Genomic DNA, 15,667 nt, shown 5'->3' on the forward strand with positions numbered 1-15,667 from the left:
CCGGACCCGCGTCGGAGATGGAGGTCACGACAGGTCCCGTCGCTCGGTCTCGGCCTCGGTCCGGCTCCCGGCCGCGGCGGTCTCGGCCGCCGCCCCGGTCGCCGCAGCCGACTCGGTCGACCCCCCGGAAGCCGGGGGCGACCCAGCCGACACCCCGGAGCCCCCGGCCAACTCAGCCGACGCCCCGGAAGCCCCGGCCGACTCGGTCGCCGCCCCGGAGGCCGGCGCGGGCTCGGCGGCCCGGTCGGCTCCGGCGCCGTCCCGCCCGGACCCGCTCGACGGGGTACCCGAAGCCGGGTCGGTGCTCTTCGGGCGGGAGCGCAGCCGGGTACCGTCCCGCTGCCGCCCGGTCAGTTCCAGCAGTACCGCCAGGACGACACCGCTGACCAGGGCACTGTCGGCCACGTTGAAGATCGGCCAGACCTGCCCGTACGGGTCGAAGAGGCTGACCATGTCGACCACGTGCCCGACGAAGACGCCGGGGGCCCGGAAGATCCGGTCGGTCAGGTTGCCGATCGCCCCGCCGAGTACGAGACCGAGCGAGATCGCCCAGGGCAGCGAGCGCAGCCGGACCGCCATCCAGCCGATCCAGCCGATCACCCCTGCGGTGACCAGCGGGAATACCCAGGTGTGGTCGGAGGCGAGACTGAACGCGGCTCCGCTGTTGCGGGTCAGGGTCAGATAGACCGCACCGCCGAGCAGGCGTACCGGGTCCTGGTCGGTCAGGGTCGCCAGGGCGAGGTGCTTCGTGCCGAGATCGGCGAGCCAGGCCAGTACGGCGGTGGCCAGCAGTACCGTGACCGCCACCCGCCGGGTCCGCCCCGGGGCGGGTCGATCCGACCCGGACCCGGTCGCCCGGGCCTCGGCGGTCGGCTCGTCGTCGATGGTCGTCCGCTCGTCGTCGATGTTCAGCAGGGGTTCCCTTTCCTGAGGTTCACCACCCGGTGGGGGTCACCGGCGCTCCTCCAACTGCTTGCACGAGACGCACAGCGTGGCGGACGGGAACGCGGCGAGCCGCTCCACCGGGATCGGGTTGCCGCACCGCTCGCACCAGCCGTAGCTGCCCTCGTCAAGCCGCTCCAGGGCCCGCTCCACCTGGGTGATGCGTTCCAGGATGCTGTTGGCGAGGGAGATCTCCTGCTCCCGCTCGAACGTCTTGGTGCCGGTGTCGGCCTGGTCGTCCCCGGCCGAGTCGGTCAACCGGTCGCGCTGTAGCTCGGTGATCTCGCTCAGCGTCTGATCGTACTCGGCACGGAGTTCGTCCCGGCGGGCCGCCAGCGCGGCGCGGATCTTCTCGGTCTCCGCAGCGCTGCGCGACGCCTTCGGTGCCGACTTGCGGCCGGCGGTCCTGGTCTCTGCTGGCTTAGCCATCGTCGCTCCCTCGGCCGCGGACTCCGCGGCGATCGGCCGTGCCTGGACAGGAACCTCCGACGCTCCCGTGACGGTCCGGCGGGTCCTGCGCGGTGCGGTCGCTCCGGCGGGCGCGACCGGTGGGGTACGGCCGGCGACGGGATCCGCCGCCGCCGGGTCCCGGGGGCGCCGGACGCCGATGCCGCGCGGCGGTGCGGGGCTGTCGGGCGGCGCCGGGCGCGGACCAACCAGACTTTCCGGTTGTCTTACCTCCGACCCTCGCCCGTCCGACCACGACGTCCCCCAATTGCAAAACGGGCGCGCGGCAGGACGCCGCGCACTCCGGAGGTTGGCAAGAATACGGAACGTACAGACGTCCGACAACATGCCGCACCGATGTTACCGATTTCAACCCGTAATAATCCGCAAACCGGGCAAAAGGAACAATAGCATTATTTGTTGCGGTCGTCGCCGTACTCCCCAAACCAGCGGGCCAGCCGGCCGCGCCGGTTCACCGCCCGTAGCCGCCGCTCGACCTCGTCGCGGACCCGGGCGGTGGCCACGATCAACAGGCTGTCCCCGACCTTCAGCCGGGTGTCCGGCGCGGGCACGAACCCGACACCGTCCCGGGAGACCAGGGTGACCGAGGCACCCACCGGCAACCGCAGCTCGTCCAGGTGTACGCCGACCAGCCGCGACCCCGGCGGGATCTCCAACTGCAACAGGTCCGCCTGCATCCGTTCCAGCGGAGCGGTCTCCACCCGCAGCTCGGTCAGCTCGGCCGGGGCGGCGATGCCCAGCCGGCGGGCCACCGGAGCCAGCGTGCCGGCCTGCACCAACGTGAAGATCACCACCAGCACGAAGACGGTGTCGAAGAGCTGGGCGGCGCCGGGCAGCCCCTCGGAGAGCGGGATCGTGGCCAGCACGATCGGCACCGCGCCACGCAGCCCGGCCCAGGAGAGGAACGCCTGCTCGCGCGGGCGTACCCGGAACCCGAGCCCGCTGACCAGTACCGACAGCGGCCGGGCCAGGAAGGTCAGCGCCAGTCCGGCGACCACGGCGGGCAGCAGCGCGTCCTCCAGCCGGCCCGGCGAGCTGAGCAGGCCGAGCAGCACGAAGAGGCCGATCTGGGCCAGCCAGGCCAACCCGTCGGCGAAACCGAGGATCGCCTGCCGGTGCGGCAACCGCGAGTTGCCGAGTACCACCCCGGCGACGTAGACCGCGATGAAGCCGGAGGCGTGCGACACGGTCGCCACCCCGTACGCCAGCACGGTGAGGCCGACCGCGGCGATCGGATAGAGCCCCGAGGAGGGCAGGGCGGCCCGGCGCAGCGTCCAGCGCCCGAGCATCCCCACCCCGAAGCCGAGTACGGCACCGACGGCCAGCTCGTAGCAGACGAGCAGCACGTCGTACCACCAGTCGTGGCCGGCAAGCGACGAGGTGGAGAGCAGCACCACCAGCAGTACCACCGGGGCGTCGTTCATCCCCGACTCGGCCTCCAGGGTGGTCACCAGCCGGCGCGGCAGCCGCAGCCAGCGCAGCGTGGCGAAGACCGCCGCCGCGTCGGTGGAGGAGAGCACCGCACCGTAGAGCAGGGCGAGCCGCCAGTCCAGGCCGAGCAGGGCGTGCACCACCGCCCCGACCACCCCGATGCTGACCACCACCCCGACGGTGGCCAGCGTGACGGAGATGCCGAGTACCGGTCGCAGGGTGCTCCACCGGGCGGTCAGGCCACCCTCGGCGATGATCACTATCAGCGCGCAGAAGCCGAGCGCCCGGGTCAGTTCGACGTCGTCGAACCGGATGCCGAGGCCGGACTCGCCGATCGCCACCCCGATGGCGAGATAGACCAGCAGGCTCGGTACGCCGAGCCGGGTCGAGAGCCGGACCGCGCCGACGGCGACGAGGAGTACCGCCGCGCCGATCAGCAGGGCGACGTCGAGCCGATCGGTCACGGCCGCCGCGCACGGGGCCGGGCGATCACCGAACCGGTTCCGCCCTGAACCGCGCGGCGGATGCGCCTCGACGTCCGACGGCGGTCACGAGGGACCGCGACGGGAGGCCGGAAAGGCTTCACCGCACGGGTCCGTCGCGCAGTTGGCGCAGCCGCGCGTCGACCTCGGAATCGGCCCCGTCCACCAGGAACAACTTGTCGCGGCTCGCCGCACCGGTACGCAGGCTGACCGCCGCCGGCCGCAGCCGGAGCGCCTCGGCGAGCGCCCGCCGGGCCGCCTCGGTGGCCCGCCCGTCGGCCGCTGGCGGATGCACCGCGATCACCAGCGCGGGCCCGTACGGGCCGTCGAACCGGCCGCCGACCCGGGCCCGGGACGCGCCGGGCTTGACCCGGACCGCGACGGTCAGCGCGGTACGCCCGGTCACGGCGCGCACACCGGAACCGCCCGCGCTCCCGGTACGCCGGAGGCCGCCGGCGCCCCGCCGTCAGTCCTGGCGCGCATCGGTGAGCAGGGCAGTGTCCGGCTCGCAGCGCCCACACGGGGTGAAGCCGAGCTCCACCGCCTCGCTCACCGGAATTGGTTCGCTCTCCCGACCGGACAGGTGTGCACAGTCGGCGAGGTGGTAGCGCGGCCGGCCGTCGACCACGTACACGTCGTCCAGCAGGGCGGCGACCAGCGCGGCGTCGGCCTCGGAGACCGGCTGGGGTGCCGGCTCGTCCGCCGGGACGTCGTCGTCCGGCTCGCCCTGCCCGACCGGACCGGCCGCGGGCGCCTCCGACGCGCCGGCCGGTTGCCGCCAGCCGGTGTCGTCGTTGTCTGCGCCGGACCGGGTGGCCTGGGCGGGGACCGTGACCTCGACGGGCTCGGTCAGCACCGACCCGCTCTCGGCGAACGGATCGGCCGCACCGTTCCCACCGAGACGGGGGTCGGTCGGTGCCATCCGGGTGTTGGTCGGTGGCCGGCGACGGCGGGGGTCGCCCGCCTCGCCGCCGCCCCGGGCGGTCAGCCCGTCGTCGTCGGGACCCTCCGGAGCGAAGCCGCTGGCCGCGCCCCGCACCCCGGCCGCCTGCCGGGCCCCCACCACCAGCGCGACGGCGGCCAGCAGGCTGACCGCGATCGAGCTGATCAGCAGCCCGCTCGACCCGCTCGCCAGGCCGAGCACCAGCAGCGCGACGGCGGCGAGGATGAGCACCAGACTGCCGACTATCACGGCTCACCCCCGACGCATCGGTTCCGGTTGTCGTACGGCGTCCTGTCGTACCGCGCTGGTCCCCGAGGGGATCAGCGCCCGGTCTCGAGTGCGCCGGAGCGCCCGCTCCCGCCGTACGAGTTCGCCAGGCCCGCGGTGGCGAGGCCGGGGGTGCTGCCGCCGGACCGATTGCCGTCGGTCCGGGTCATCTCCACCTCCAGGCCCTGGCCACGCCCGTCGAGGTCGCGCAACTGGCTCTCCAGGTATGCCTTGAGCCGGGTGCGGTATTCGCGCTCGAACTGCTTGAGCTCCTCGATGTGCTTCTGGAGTGCGGTGCGCTTGGCGTCCAGGCCGCCCATGGCCTCCTGGTGCCGCTGGCGGGCGTCCCGCTCCAGCGCGTCGGCCTTCGCCCGCGCCTCGCGGGTGACCTCCTCGGCCTTGGTGCGGGCGTCGGAGAGCAGCTTGTCGGCCTCGCGGCGCGCGTCGGAGACGTGGTCGTCCGCCGTGCGTTGCGCCATCATCAGCACCCGGAGAGCCTGCTGCTCCCCGTCGGCGCCACCGCCGACCGCCGGACCGCCCTGGGCCCGGACCTGCTCCAGCTCGGCCTGCATGGCCCGGGCGGCCTGCTCGGCCTGAGCCTTGTCGCGCTGCACCCGGTCGAGCTGTGCCTTGACGTCGTTGAGCTCGGCGGCCAGTCGGGGGTCGGCGCCCGGGCCGGCTGGTGCGCCGCCACGACCGCCGCGCTCCACCTGGGCGCGCAGCTCGTTGTTCTCCTCGATCAGACGGGCGAGCTCGCGCTCGACCTCGTCCAGAAACGCGTCGACTTCCTCCTCGTCGTACCCCCGCTTGCCGATAGGCGGCTTCTTGAAGGCGACGTTGTGCACGTCGGCCGGGGTCAGCGGCATCGAAACTCCTCGGGTCAGTTGCGGCCGCGTGGCACGCCGGTCACCAGGTTGTTCAACTGACGATCAACGGCCTTAACACGAACTCCATCAGCACGAACAGGATAACCAGGAGCACAAGGGAGGCCAGGTCGATGCTCACGGTACCAATTCGCAATGGAGGGATCACACGCCTCAACGCCTTGAGAGGCGGATCAGTGACGCTCCACACCGACTCCATTCCCGCCGACGCTCCCCGGCTCGGCTGCCAGCGGCGACCGTACTGTAGAACGGCACTTAGGACAAACCGGGCCAAAAGCACCAGGAGGAAGACGTAGAGAATCAGGTAGAGGACCTGAAACAGGATGGACAGAAACACGGCAGGCGGATCCCTCGGTCGGGCTAACTCAGGCTGAAAAACCCACCCTCAGCGATCTTGGCCTTGTCCTCCGCGGTGACCTGGACGTTAGCCGGTGAGAGTAGGAACACCCGGTTGGTCACGCGCTCGATCGTACCGCGCAGCCCGAACGCCAGACCGGCCGCGAAATCGACCAATCGGCGGGCATCGGCCTCGTCCATCTCGGTGAGGTTGATGATCACCGGGACGCCGTCCCGGAAGTGCTCGCCGATGGTGCGGCCCTCGCGGTAGGTCGTGACGTGCAGCGTCGTGATCTGGTAACGCTGCTCCGGCTGCTCGACCGGCAACGGCCGCTCGCGCACCTGGGCCTGCGGCGCGAGCGCGAGATTGTCCCGGGTCTGGTACGTCAGCGCGGTGGACGGCTCGGCACCGCTCGGCCGGCTGATCGACCGTACGCTGGATCGCTCCGCGCGATCAGTCCGCTCCGGACGGTCACCATCGGTGCGGTCGTGCTCGACGGACCGACCGACGTTGCGCTCGGCGAGCCGGGTCCGCTCACCGGCCCGCGGCCGGGGCGGTGGCGGAGCCTCGTCCTGCTCCTCGTCCTCGTCGGCGAACTCGTCGGCGTACCGGCGCTGCCGGTAACGCGACTCGCGGTAGCCACCCTTGTCGTAGCCACCGTCGTCGTAGGCCCGCTCGTCGTCCTCCTCGACGAGCCCGAGCCAGACCCCCGCCTTGCGCAGTGCACCCATCCCGCGCCCCTCCGTCCGCCGTGCGACACACACCCCCCGTGCCGTGCCCCTGTCACGCGCGTGAACACTGGCAGTGCCCACCGGCCCGAGACGGCAACCCCTGGCACGACCGTGAAACCGGTCTCACCCCGACCCCCGCCAGTGGGGATGTCGCCTCAAACAACACTGATGTAGTTTGGTGTCCAGTTGTCAGGCTACCGCAGCGTGCTACGCATTCCGAGCAACGCGCTGCCGATCCGCACATGTGTCGCGCCGTAGGCGATCGCCGCCTCCAGGTCACCACTCATCCCGGCCGACACCGCGACCGCCGCCGGATATTCGGCCCGCAGCCTGGCGGCGACCTCGGCCAACCTGGCGAAGGCGGGCTCCGGGTCCGTCCCGAGCGGGGCGACCGCCATCACCCCGGCCAGGCGCAGCGCCTCCGATCCGGCCACCGCCGCCGCGACCGCGTCGACCCCCCGGTCCGGGTCGTCACCGCCGACCAGCGCACCGCCCCGCTCGGCGGCGCCGTCCAGGTTGACCTGGACCAGCACCTCCAGCGGATGCTCCCGGTGCCGCCGCGCCGCGTCGGCGAGGGCGCCGGCCAGCCGCACGCTGTCCACCGAGTGCACCAGGTCGGCGTACCGGACGACCGAGCGGGCCTTGTTGCGCTGGAGCTGCCCGACGAAGTGCCAGCGCACCCGGGTACCGGTCGCCGCCACCTCGGCCGCCTTCGGCGCGGCCTCCTGGTCGCGGTTCTCCGCCACGTCGCGTACGTCCAGCCCGGCCAGCAGCGCCACGTCGGAGGCCGGATAGGTCTTGGTCACCGCGACCATGGTGACGTCGGCCGGATCCCGGCCCGCCGAGGCGCAGGCGGCGTCGATCCGGGAGCGTACCCGGGCCAGGTTGGCCGCGAGTTCTGCCCGGCGCTGGTCGTCCGGCGCCGGGAGGGGTGGTTCGGTCATCTGGTGGCTCAGGAACCGTTCTTGAGGAAGTCCGGCACGTCCACGTCGTCGAAGAGCACCCGACGCGGGGTCTGTACCGGCGGCGGAGGCGGCGGCGAGACCGGCGCGACGGCCGGCGGGCTGACCTTACGGGCCTGCTCCACCGGCTTGTAGGCCGGGGCACCGCCGTCGAAGCCCGCCGCGATCACGGTCACCCGGACCTCGTCGCCGAGCGCGTCGTCGATGACGGCACCGAAGATGATGTTCGCGTCCGGGTGGGCGGCGTCGGTGACCAGCTGCGCCGCGTCGTTGATCTCGAAGAGGCCGAGGTCGGAGCCGCCGGCGATGGAGAGCAGCACGCCCCGGGCACCGTCCATGCTCTGCTCCAGCAGCGGGCTGGAGATGGCCGCCTCGGCCGCCTCCACCGCCCGGTTGTCGCCCCGGGCGCTGCCGATGCCCATCAGTGCGCTGCCCGCGCCGCTCATCACGCTCTTGACGTCGGCGAAGTCCAGGTTGATCAGGCCCGGCGTGGTGATCAGGTCGGTGATCCCCTGCACACCGGAGAGCAGTACCTGGTCGGCCTGCCGGAAGGCGTCCATCATGCTGATGCCGCGGTCACCGAGGGCGAGCAGCCGGTCGTTCGGGATGACGATCAGGGTGTCGCACTGGTTGCGCAGCTCGTCGATGCCGGCCTCGGCCTGCACCTGCCGGCGCTTGCCCTCGAACGAGAACGGCCGGGTCACGACACCGATGGTGAGCGCGCCCAGCTTGCGGGCGATGTTCGCCACCACCGGCGCCCCGCCGGTACCCGTACCGCCGCCCTCGCCGCAGGTCACGAAGACCATGTCGGCGCCCTTGAGTACCTCCTCGATCTCGTCGCGGTGGTCCTCGGCGGCGTTCTTGCCGACGTCCGGGTTGGCGCCGGCGCCCAGCCCCCGGGTCAGCTCCCGACCCACGTCGAGCTTGACGTCGGCGTCGCTCATCAGCAGGGCCTGGGCATCGGTGTTGATCGCGATGAACTCGACGCCCTTGAGCCCGACCTCGATCATCCGGTTCACGGCGTTGACGCCGCCGCCGCCGATGCCGACGACCTTGATGACCGCCAGGTAGTTGTGCGGAGGTGTCATCGGGGTCCTTTCCTTCGATCTCGGCGGGGGGCCGCCCACCCCGCCCGGCGATCCGCCGGAGCATTGCCGACGACCATTCGGTACGAGGAGGCGAAGGGTAACCCTCACCCTCTACTAGAGGCTTACAGTTATGTCAACCATTTGATCCTCTCGGGGCAACGTATGCGGACGCGCGGCCGAACCCAAGGACCTGCGCGGCGTGTCGGCACGCCCGCCGACAAACGTCACCGGCGAGCCGGCCGGCCGGCGTGTCGACGCGACCGACCGGCGGGCGGGAGACGCCGTCCGACCACCCGGTCAGCGGATGGTCACCACGTCCGGCGTCCGTACGTCGATGGTGTCCCCCTCGCGCGCCAGCAACGACGTCGCCACCTGGGCTTTGGTGTCGCTGCGCGAGGCGTCGCCCCAGAGCACCGTACGGCCGCCGCGCAGCTTGACGGTGATCCGGGCCGGACCCTCCACCACCAACTCGGTGAGACGGTCCCGCAGTTCCGGGGTCAGGTTGGCGAGCACCGTCAGCGCACCTCGGGTGGCGGCGTCGTCGGGGCCGGGCGTGCCCAGCCGGGCCAACGGCAGCCCGGTCGGCCGGTCCGAACGGGTCTGGAAGACCACCCCGGAGGCGTCGAGTACGAGGAAGCGCCGGTTCTGCGGCACCACCGCGACCGGGGTACGTTCCACCAGCTCGACCCGGAGGGTGTTCGGCCACTGCCGGGACACCGTCACCCGGGCCACCGGCGGCAGCTCGGCGACCCGGGCCCGTACCGCGTCGACGTCGACCCGGGCCAGCGGGACGCCCTCGGTCAGCCGGGCCGCCTGGCGTACCTGGTCGTCGGTGACCAGGGTGGCGCCGACGACCCGGAGAGTGCGGAAGCCGAGGAGCGGGGTGCCGTACACGACTCCGGCACCGGCCAGGCTGAGCGCGAGCACTCCGGCGAGCACGGTCCAGGGCAGCGCGGCGCGTACCCGGCGTTGCCGGGCCCGGCGGGTGAACCGACGTACCGAGGGCGGCACCGCGTCGGTGCCGGCCCGGACCAGCCGCCAGCTCCGGTCGGCGCCGCGACCCGTACCCGATCGGCCGGTCCCCGGACGGCCCGCGCCGGAACGGGCGCCGCCGGAGCCCGGACCGCCCCGGGCGGAGCGGCCCGCGCCACGCCCACCGGCTCCCCGGCCACCCGGCGGAGGACCGCCGGAGCGACCTCCCGGCGCCGGACCTCCGGACCGGCCCCGGGAGGTGCCCGGGCTCATCCGGCGTCGCTGGCTGCCCCGGCGCCGCGCGGGGTCGCCCCGGTCTCCGGCCCGGCGGCCACCTGCTGCCCGGTGGCCGAGCCGCCGACCAGCACGTCGAGCAGTTCGTCGCCCATCAGCGAGATCGGCGGCGCGCCCATCGTCACCACCACATCACCCCGGCGGGCCCGGCGGGCGACCTCGGCCGGTACGTCCTCCCAGACGGGCAGGAAGATCTTCTGCTCGGCCGGCAGGTCGATCGCGTCGGTCAGCGCCGCCCCGCCCTCGCCGGGCGCCCGCACCTCGCCCGGGCCGAAGACCTCCAGCATCACCACCTCGTCGGCGAGGCCGAGCGCGGTGGCCAGCTCGGCCTGGAGGTCCCGGGTCCGGTAGACCCGGTACGGCTGGAAGACGACGATCAGCCGACCGTCGCCGGCCACCTCGCGCAGGGTCTTCAGCGCGGCGGTCATCGAGGTCGGGTGGTAGGCGTACTCGTCGTAGACCTGGACGCCGGCCACCACCCCCTTGCGCTCGAACCGGCGGCGTACCCCGGGGAAGGCTGCCAGCGTCGACGTGACGGAATCCATCGGCAGGCCGAGCTTGCCCGCGGTGAGCACCGCCGAGGCGCTGTTCAGCCCGATGTGCGCGCCGGGCACCGGCAGCCGGATCTCGCCCAGCGCCTCGCCGTGCAGGGTGGCGAGATAGCGTACGCCGCCAGCCGACGACGCCACGTCGGTCAGCCGCAGGTCGGCGTCGGCGGCGGTGCCGTACGTGTACACGGTCCGCCCCTCGGCGCGCAGCGTCTCGGCCATCCGCGCGGTGCCCGGGTCGTCCGCACAGGTCACCACGAACCCCTCCGGGTCGGTCAGCCGGGCGAAGTCGGCGAACGCCTCCTCCAGGCCGGCGTAGTCGCCGTAGGTGTTGAGGTGGTCCTCGTCGATGTTCGTGATGATCGAGACGTACGGCCGGTAGAGCAGGAAGGACCTGTCGCTCTCGTCGGCCTCGGCGACGAAGTATTCCCCGCTGCCGTGGTGGGCGTTCGAGCCCACCTCGGAGATCTCGCCGCCGATCACGAACGACGGGTCCTGGCCGGCGTGCTGGAGGATCAGCGTCACCATCGAGGTGGTGGTGGTCTTGCCGTGCGTACCGGCGACCGCGATGGTGCGCCGGCCGGTCATCGCGGCGGCCAGCGCCTCCGACCGGTGCAGCACCCGCAGCCCGCGTTCCCGGGCGGCGACCAGCTCCAGGTGGTCCTGCGGAATCGCGGTGGAGTAGACCACGGTGTCGACGCCGTCCAGGTTGGTCGGCGCGTGGCTCATGTGGATGGTGCCGCCCAGCGCCCGCAGCCCGGCCAGCGCCGGCCACTCCCGCAGCTCACTGCCGGAGACCTGGAGGCCCCGGGTGAGGAGCAGCCGGGCCAGGCCGCTCATGCCGACCCCGCCGACCCCGATCAGGTGGATGCGACCCAGGTCCTCGGCGGAGAGCGTGCCGACCGGGCTGAACTGCGCGGTGTTCATGACACCAGCCTTCCACTCGGAATGCGTCCGGTCACCGGGTTGCGCACCTCGGCCGCCCCCGATCCGGCGACCGCCCCGCTCGGCACGCCCGACACACTCATCGGGCTGGCCGTCGTTCGCGACTGCGGGGCTCGCAAACCCGGCTCACTCCTCGCGCTCACCGGGCTGGCCGTCGTTCGCGACTGCGGGGCTCGCAAACCCGGCTCACTCCTCGCGCTCATCCGGCCACTGCCTCGTAGACGAAGTCGAGCAGCGCCTCGTCGCCGTCGCGCCGACCGTACCCGGCGGCGGCGGCACCCATCGCGGCCAGCCGGCGCGGGTCGCGGATCAGCGGGATCACGGTGTGCTCGACCCAGGCCGCCGTCATCTCGGAATCGTCGACCAGCAGCCCGCCGCCGGCCTCGACCACCGGCAGGGCGTTGCGCTTCTGCTCCTGGTTGCTGTGCGGGTACGGCACGTAGACCGTGGGCAGCCCGATCGCCGCCACCTCGGCGCAGGTCATCGCCCCGCCCCGGCCCAGCATCAGGTCGGCGGCGGCGTAGCCCAACTCCATCTGGGAGAGGTACGGCAGCGTCACGTACGGCACCGGCAGGTCGTGCGGGACGTTGACCGGCTCGTTGCGGGCGCCGATCACGTGCAGTACCTGCACCCCGGCGGCGGCGAGCGACTTGGCCGCACCGGCCACCGCCAGGTTGATCGAGCGGGCGCCCTGCGAACCGCCGGCCACGAAGAGGGTCGGCAGGTCCGGGTGCAGGCCGAACTGCTGGCGCGCCGCCGCCCGGTGTGCCACCCGGTCGATGCCGGTGATGCCGCGCCGCAGCGGCACCCCGACCACCCGGGCGTTGCGCAGCGACTCGGCCTGGGCCGGCTGGTGCGGGAAGCCGACCGCCACGTGCTTGGTGAACTTCATGCCGAGCCGGTTGGCCACCCCCGGCGGCACGTTCACCTCGTGGATCACGATCGGCAGCTCCCGGCGCCACGCCGCCAGGTAGGCGGGCACCGAGACGTAGCCGCCGAACCCGATGACGACGTTGGCGCGTACCTCGTCGATCACCTTTCCGGCGGCCCGGGCGGCTTTCCACATCCGGTCCGGCGTACGCATCAGGTTCATGTTGACGGACCGGGGGAGCTGATAGGCCGGGATCTGCCGCAGATCGTAGCCGTGCGGCGGGATCAGGTCGTTTTCCAAGCCTTTCGGGGTGCCGACGCAGGTGATCCGTACTCCCGGGTCGTGCCGGCGCAGGCAGTCGGCGAAGGCCAGCAACGGGTAGATGTGCCCACCCGTGCCTCCTCCCGCTAGCACCACCGACCGCAGCGGACCCATCAGCGTCTCCTCTCGCTCGCCGTACCGGCGCGCCCTCGCCTCGCCCGGCCACCTGCTGGCCCGGCCTCGGGCTCCCGCCGCTTCCCGGAACCGGGCCCGGATTCGGGCTCCCGGGGGGCCGGCGCGGGTAGCTTCCCACGGCGGCGCGCCGAGGGAAGCGGCGGCAACGGGGCCCAGAGTAGCCGTACCCATCGGGGCGCCGGACGGGCGTGCAGGGCCCGCGCGGCGTCCGGTTCGGCACGGGCGAACGAGGCGAGCATGCCGATCGCGGCGAGGGTCACCACCAGGGCGCTGCCGCCGTCGGAGATGAACGGGAGCGGCAGGCCGGTGATCGGCAGCAGCCCGACCACCCCACCGATGTTGATCAGCGCCTGGCTGACCAGCCAGGCGGTCGCGGCGGTGGCGGCAAGCCGGCGGAACGGGTCGGCGACCCGGCGGGCGATCCGCAACCCGGTGTACGCCAGCACCGCGAACAGGGTCAGCACCACGGCGCAGCCCACCACGCCCAGGTCCTCGGCGAGGATGGCGAAGATGAAGTCGTTGTGCGCCTCGGGGAGCCAGTTCCACTTCAGGCTGCTCTTGCCCAGCCCGACGCCGAACCAGCCGCCGTTGTCGATCGCGTACCGGGCTTGCAGGTATTGGTAGCAGTCGGTCAGCCCGCACTCGTCCGCCGGTGGCGGGTTGAAGAACATGGTGAGCCGGGCCAGTCGGTAGTTCTGGGCGTCCTCGTCGCCGGATCCGGCACCGATCGAGGCGGCGGCGACCAGCAGCCCGACCCCGACCAGGCCGAAGACCGTCAGGGTGGCGAAAACCCGCTTGCGGATGCCGGCCGCCCAGAGCAGCCCGACCACCACGGCGAGCAGGCAGAGCATGGTGCCCAGGTCGTTGTAGCCGACCAGCAGGAAGAGCAGGCCGACCACCGGGAAGAGCGGGGTGGCCAACTCCCGCCACCAGCCGAGCGCGGCGCCCTTGCGGGCGATCATGTCCGCGCCCCATAGCACCAGACCGAACTTCGCCAACTCGGAGGGCTGCACCTGGATCGGGCCGATGTACAGCCAGAGCAGCCGGGCCTCCAGCGGGCCGAGGACGGCGTCCCCGTCGCCGTTGAGCTTGTCCCACAGGTGCAGGACGTCCAGCACCACCAGCAGCAGTACGGCGACACCGAGGGTCGGCAGCCCGACCGCCCGGAAGGTACGGGCCGGCAGGCGTTGGCAGATCCAGAACGCCACCAGCCCGATCAGCGCGAAGAGCGCCTGCTTGGCGACCATCGCGAAGGCGTTGCCGTCGGCGGCGGAGGCCCGGACGCTGGTCGCCGAGAAGACCATCGTCAGCCCGATCAGCAGCAGCAGTCCGGAGCTGGAGATGAGCAGGTAGTAGGAGGCGAGCGGGCGGGCCAGCAGCCCGCGCAGCGCGGCCAGCCCACCGGCCAGGTCGACCCCGGCCGGGGCGTCCGGTGGGCGTACCCCGGTGGGGGCGCCCCGGGCGGCGCCCGGGGCGGTCGGGCGTACCCCGGTCGGGGCGTCACCGCCGCTCTCCGGTCGCCCGGTGCCGGTGCGGGAGCGCGCGCCGCCGGTCGGTTCCGGGCGCTCGGTGTCGCCGGCCGACCCGTCGGTGGCGCTGCCCGGGCGCCCGCCGCCCGCCGGGTCGCGCCCGATCTTCTCGGCCGGCCGGCCGCTGCCGTCCGTCGGCCGACCCCCGCGCGGGCCGGCGGAGCCCGCCGGCCGTCGTGGCTGCTCCCCGGTCACCGCGCCGACCCCTCGTCCTCCCCCATCCGCCCATCATCGACGCTGGTCCGGCCACCTCGGCGCAGGTGGCCGACCGGCGTGTCGGACCGGTACGGCGTGTCCCGGGCCGTGGATCGACTCCGACCCGTCCGGTTCCACTCACTCGGACGGGTCGGTGCCCAGGAGGTCAGGTGACCGAGGCGAAGGTCAGGTGACCGAGGCGAGGAACTCGCTGTAGAAGAGGCCGAGGGCGATCGCCACCCCGATCCCAGCAATGATCCAGAACCGGACGACGATGTTGACCTCGCTCCACCCGGCCAACTCGAAGTGGTGCTGGAGCGGCGACATCCGGAAGACCCGTTTACCGGTGGTCCGGAACGAGATGATCTGGATGACCACCGACATCGTGATGATCACGAAGAGCCCACCGAGGATCAGCAGCAGCAGGAGCGTCCGGGTGGCCATCGCCATTCCGGCGATCAGCCCGCCCAGCCCGAGCGCACCGGTGTCACCCATGAAGATCCGCGCCGGCGAGGTGTTCCACCAGAGGAAGCCGACGCACGCCCCGGCCGCCGCCCCGGCGATCAGGGCTATCTCCAGGGGATCCCGCACCGTGTAGCAGTACGCCCCGCCCTTGGCGTAGTCGGTGTCCGCGCACCAGTGCCGGTACTGCCAGAACGCGATCAGGGCGTACGCGGCGAGCACCATCACCGAGGCGCCGGTGGCCAGCCCGTCCAGCCCGTCGGTCAGGTTCACCCCGTTGGTCGTCGCCATCACCACGAAGATGAAGATGACGACCGAGGCGATCTTCCCCACCTCCAGGGCGTCGATGTCCCGGATGAAGGAGAGCGCCGTGCTGCCGACCGTCACGCCCGCGGTACTCGGGAAATAGAGCGCGACCACCCCGAAGACCGCACCGACCAGTATCTGGCCGAGCAGCTTGCCCCGCTTGTTCAACCCGGCGCTGTTCCGCTTGCGAACCTTGAGGAAGTCGTCGATGAAGCCGACCGCACCGGAGAAGACCATCAGGCCGAGCAGCACCAGGGCGGTGATGGTGGGGGTGACCTGGGCGATCTGCTGGTCGGGCAGGGTGGTCAGGGCGAGGTGCCCGGCGACGTACGCGATCACCGTGGCGACGATGAAGACCACGCCGCCCATCGTCGGGGTGCCCTTCTTGCCCTGGTGCATGATCGGGCCCTCGGCCCGGATCGGCTGCCCGGCCTTCAACCGGGTGAACACCTTGATCGCGACCGGTGTGACGAAGAGCGAGATCAGGAACGCCACGAAGATGGCGACGATGACCGCCCTCACGCCGGCACGCCGTCCGCCGCGACCGGCACGAC

General features: G+C 72.5%; 14 protein-coding genes and 1 pseudogene. All 15 read right to left on the bottom strand.

The features are described from left to right. Positions 1–321: 321 nt before the first annotated feature. A pseudogene (gene lspA / locus Pma05_RS42455) lies at positions 322–906 on the bottom strand (signal peptidase II); the annotation flags it as partial. Between the two features lie 45 nt (positions 907–951). Further along, complete coding sequence (locus Pma05_RS09870; protein ID WP_130460673.1) at positions 952–1,371, bottom strand: TraR/DksA family transcriptional regulator; 420 nt, start codon at positions 1,369–1,371, stop codon at positions 952–954. Between the two features lie 431 nt (positions 1,372–1,802). After that, positions 1,803–3,305, bottom strand: coding sequence for a potassium/proton antiporter (locus Pma05_RS09875; protein ID WP_203857031.1), 1,503 nt, complete (start codon positions 3,303–3,305; stop codon positions 1,803–1,805). 118 nt (positions 3,306–3,423) lie between these two features. Beyond that, entirely contained in the window at positions 3,424–3,729 is a 306-nt protein-coding gene (locus Pma05_RS09880; RefSeq protein ID WP_203857114.1) for a DUF167 domain-containing protein, read from the bottom strand. Between the two features lie 60 nt (positions 3,730–3,789). Continuing rightward, entirely contained in the window at positions 3,790–4,515 is a 726-nt protein-coding gene (locus tag Pma05_RS09885; RefSeq protein WP_203857032.1) for a hypothetical protein, read from the bottom strand. Positions 4,516–4,586: 71 nt separating this feature from the next. Then, positions 4,587–5,399, bottom strand: a complete 813-nt coding sequence (locus tag Pma05_RS09890; RefSeq protein ID WP_203857033.1) for a DivIVA domain-containing protein — start codon at positions 5,397–5,399, stop codon at positions 4,587–4,589. A gap of 52 nt (positions 5,400–5,451) precedes the next feature. Then, on the bottom strand, positions 5,452–5,748 hold the full coding sequence (locus Pma05_RS09895; protein ID WP_203857115.1) for a YggT family protein: 297 nt from the start codon (positions 5,746–5,748) through the stop codon (positions 5,452–5,454). 29 nt (positions 5,749–5,777) lie between these two features. After that, positions 5,778–6,485: a cell division protein SepF gene (locus Pma05_RS09900; RefSeq protein WP_203857034.1), complete on the bottom strand. Its 708-nt coding sequence runs from the start codon at positions 6,483–6,485 to the stop codon at positions 5,778–5,780. Between the two features lie 194 nt (positions 6,486–6,679). Continuing rightward, positions 6,680–7,429 (bottom strand): YggS family pyridoxal phosphate-dependent enzyme, encoded by a 750-nt coding sequence (locus Pma05_RS09905; RefSeq protein ID WP_203857035.1) that lies wholly within the window; start codon positions 7,427–7,429, stop codon positions 6,680–6,682. Between the two features lie 8 nt (positions 7,430–7,437). Beyond that, positions 7,438–8,535 (bottom strand): cell division protein FtsZ, encoded by a 1,098-nt coding sequence (gene ftsZ, locus Pma05_RS09910; RefSeq protein ID WP_203857036.1) that lies wholly within the window; start codon positions 8,533–8,535, stop codon positions 7,438–7,440. A 297-nt stretch (positions 8,536–8,832) separates the two neighbouring features. After that, entirely contained in the window at positions 8,833–9,780 is a 948-nt protein-coding gene (locus Pma05_RS09915; protein ID WP_203857037.1) for a cell division protein FtsQ/DivIB, read from the bottom strand. Continuing rightward, the gene (murC, locus tag Pma05_RS09920) at positions 9,777–11,276 is read right to left on the bottom strand and encodes a UDP-N-acetylmuramate--L-alanine ligase (RefSeq protein ID WP_203857038.1); all 1,500 of its coding nucleotides are present in this window, start codon (positions 11,274–11,276) and stop codon (positions 9,777–9,779) included. Before murC ends, Pma05_RS09915 begins: the two co-directional genes overlap by 4 nt. 217 nt (positions 11,277–11,493) lie before the next feature. Continuing rightward, a complete protein-coding gene (gene murG / locus Pma05_RS09925; protein ID WP_203857039.1) occupies positions 11,494–12,600 on the bottom strand; it encodes an undecaprenyldiphospho-muramoylpentapeptide beta-N-acetylglucosaminyltransferase in 1,107 nt (368 codons plus the stop codon). Then, positions 12,600–14,018, bottom strand: a complete 1,419-nt coding sequence (locus tag Pma05_RS09930) for an FtsW/RodA/SpoVE family cell cycle protein (RefSeq protein ID WP_203857116.1) — start codon at positions 14,016–14,018, stop codon at positions 12,600–12,602. The genes murG and Pma05_RS09930 overlap by 1 nt, the downstream gene beginning before the upstream one ends. 513 nt (positions 14,019–14,531) lie before the next feature. Then, positions 14,532–15,635: a phospho-N-acetylmuramoyl-pentapeptide-transferase gene (gene mraY / locus Pma05_RS09935; protein WP_203857040.1), complete on the bottom strand. Its 1,104-nt coding sequence runs from the start codon at positions 15,633–15,635 to the stop codon at positions 14,532–14,534. Positions 15,636–15,667 lie beyond the last annotated feature (32 nt).

It is taken from the genome of Plantactinospora mayteni (assembly GCF_016862935.1).
GTDB lineage: Bacteria > Actinomycetota > Actinomycetes > Mycobacteriales > Micromonosporaceae > Plantactinospora > Plantactinospora mayteni.

Coding starts and splice junctions, on each gene's coding strand:
- Pma05_RS09870 (WP_130460673.1), bottom strand. CDS start 1,371: ATGGCTAAGCCAGCAGAGACCAGGACCGCCGGCCGCAAGTCGGCACCG.
- Pma05_RS09890 (WP_203857033.1), bottom strand. CDS start 5,399: ATGCCGCTGACCCCGGCCGACGTGCACAACGTCGCCTTCAAGAAGCCG.
- Pma05_RS09900 (WP_203857034.1), bottom strand. CDS start 6,485: ATGGGTGCACTGCGCAAGGCGGGGGTCTGGCTCGGGCTCGTCGAGGAG.
- Pma05_RS09905 (WP_203857035.1), bottom strand. CDS start 7,429: ATGACCGAACCACCCCTCCCGGCGCCGGACGACCAGCGCCGGGCAGAA.
- ftsZ (WP_203857036.1), bottom strand. CDS start 8,535: ATGACACCTCCGCACAACTACCTGGCGGTCATCAAGGTCGTCGGCATC.
- Pma05_RS09915 (WP_203857037.1), bottom strand. CDS start 9,780: ATGAGCCCGGGCACCTCCCGGGGCCGGTCCGGAGGTCCGGCGCCGGGA.
- murC (WP_203857038.1), bottom strand. CDS start 11,276: ATGAACACCGCGCAGTTCAGCCCGGTCGGCACGCTCTCCGCCGAGGAC.
- murG (WP_203857039.1), bottom strand. CDS start 12,600: ATGGGTCCGCTGCGGTCGGTGGTGCTAGCGGGAGGAGGCACGGGTGGG.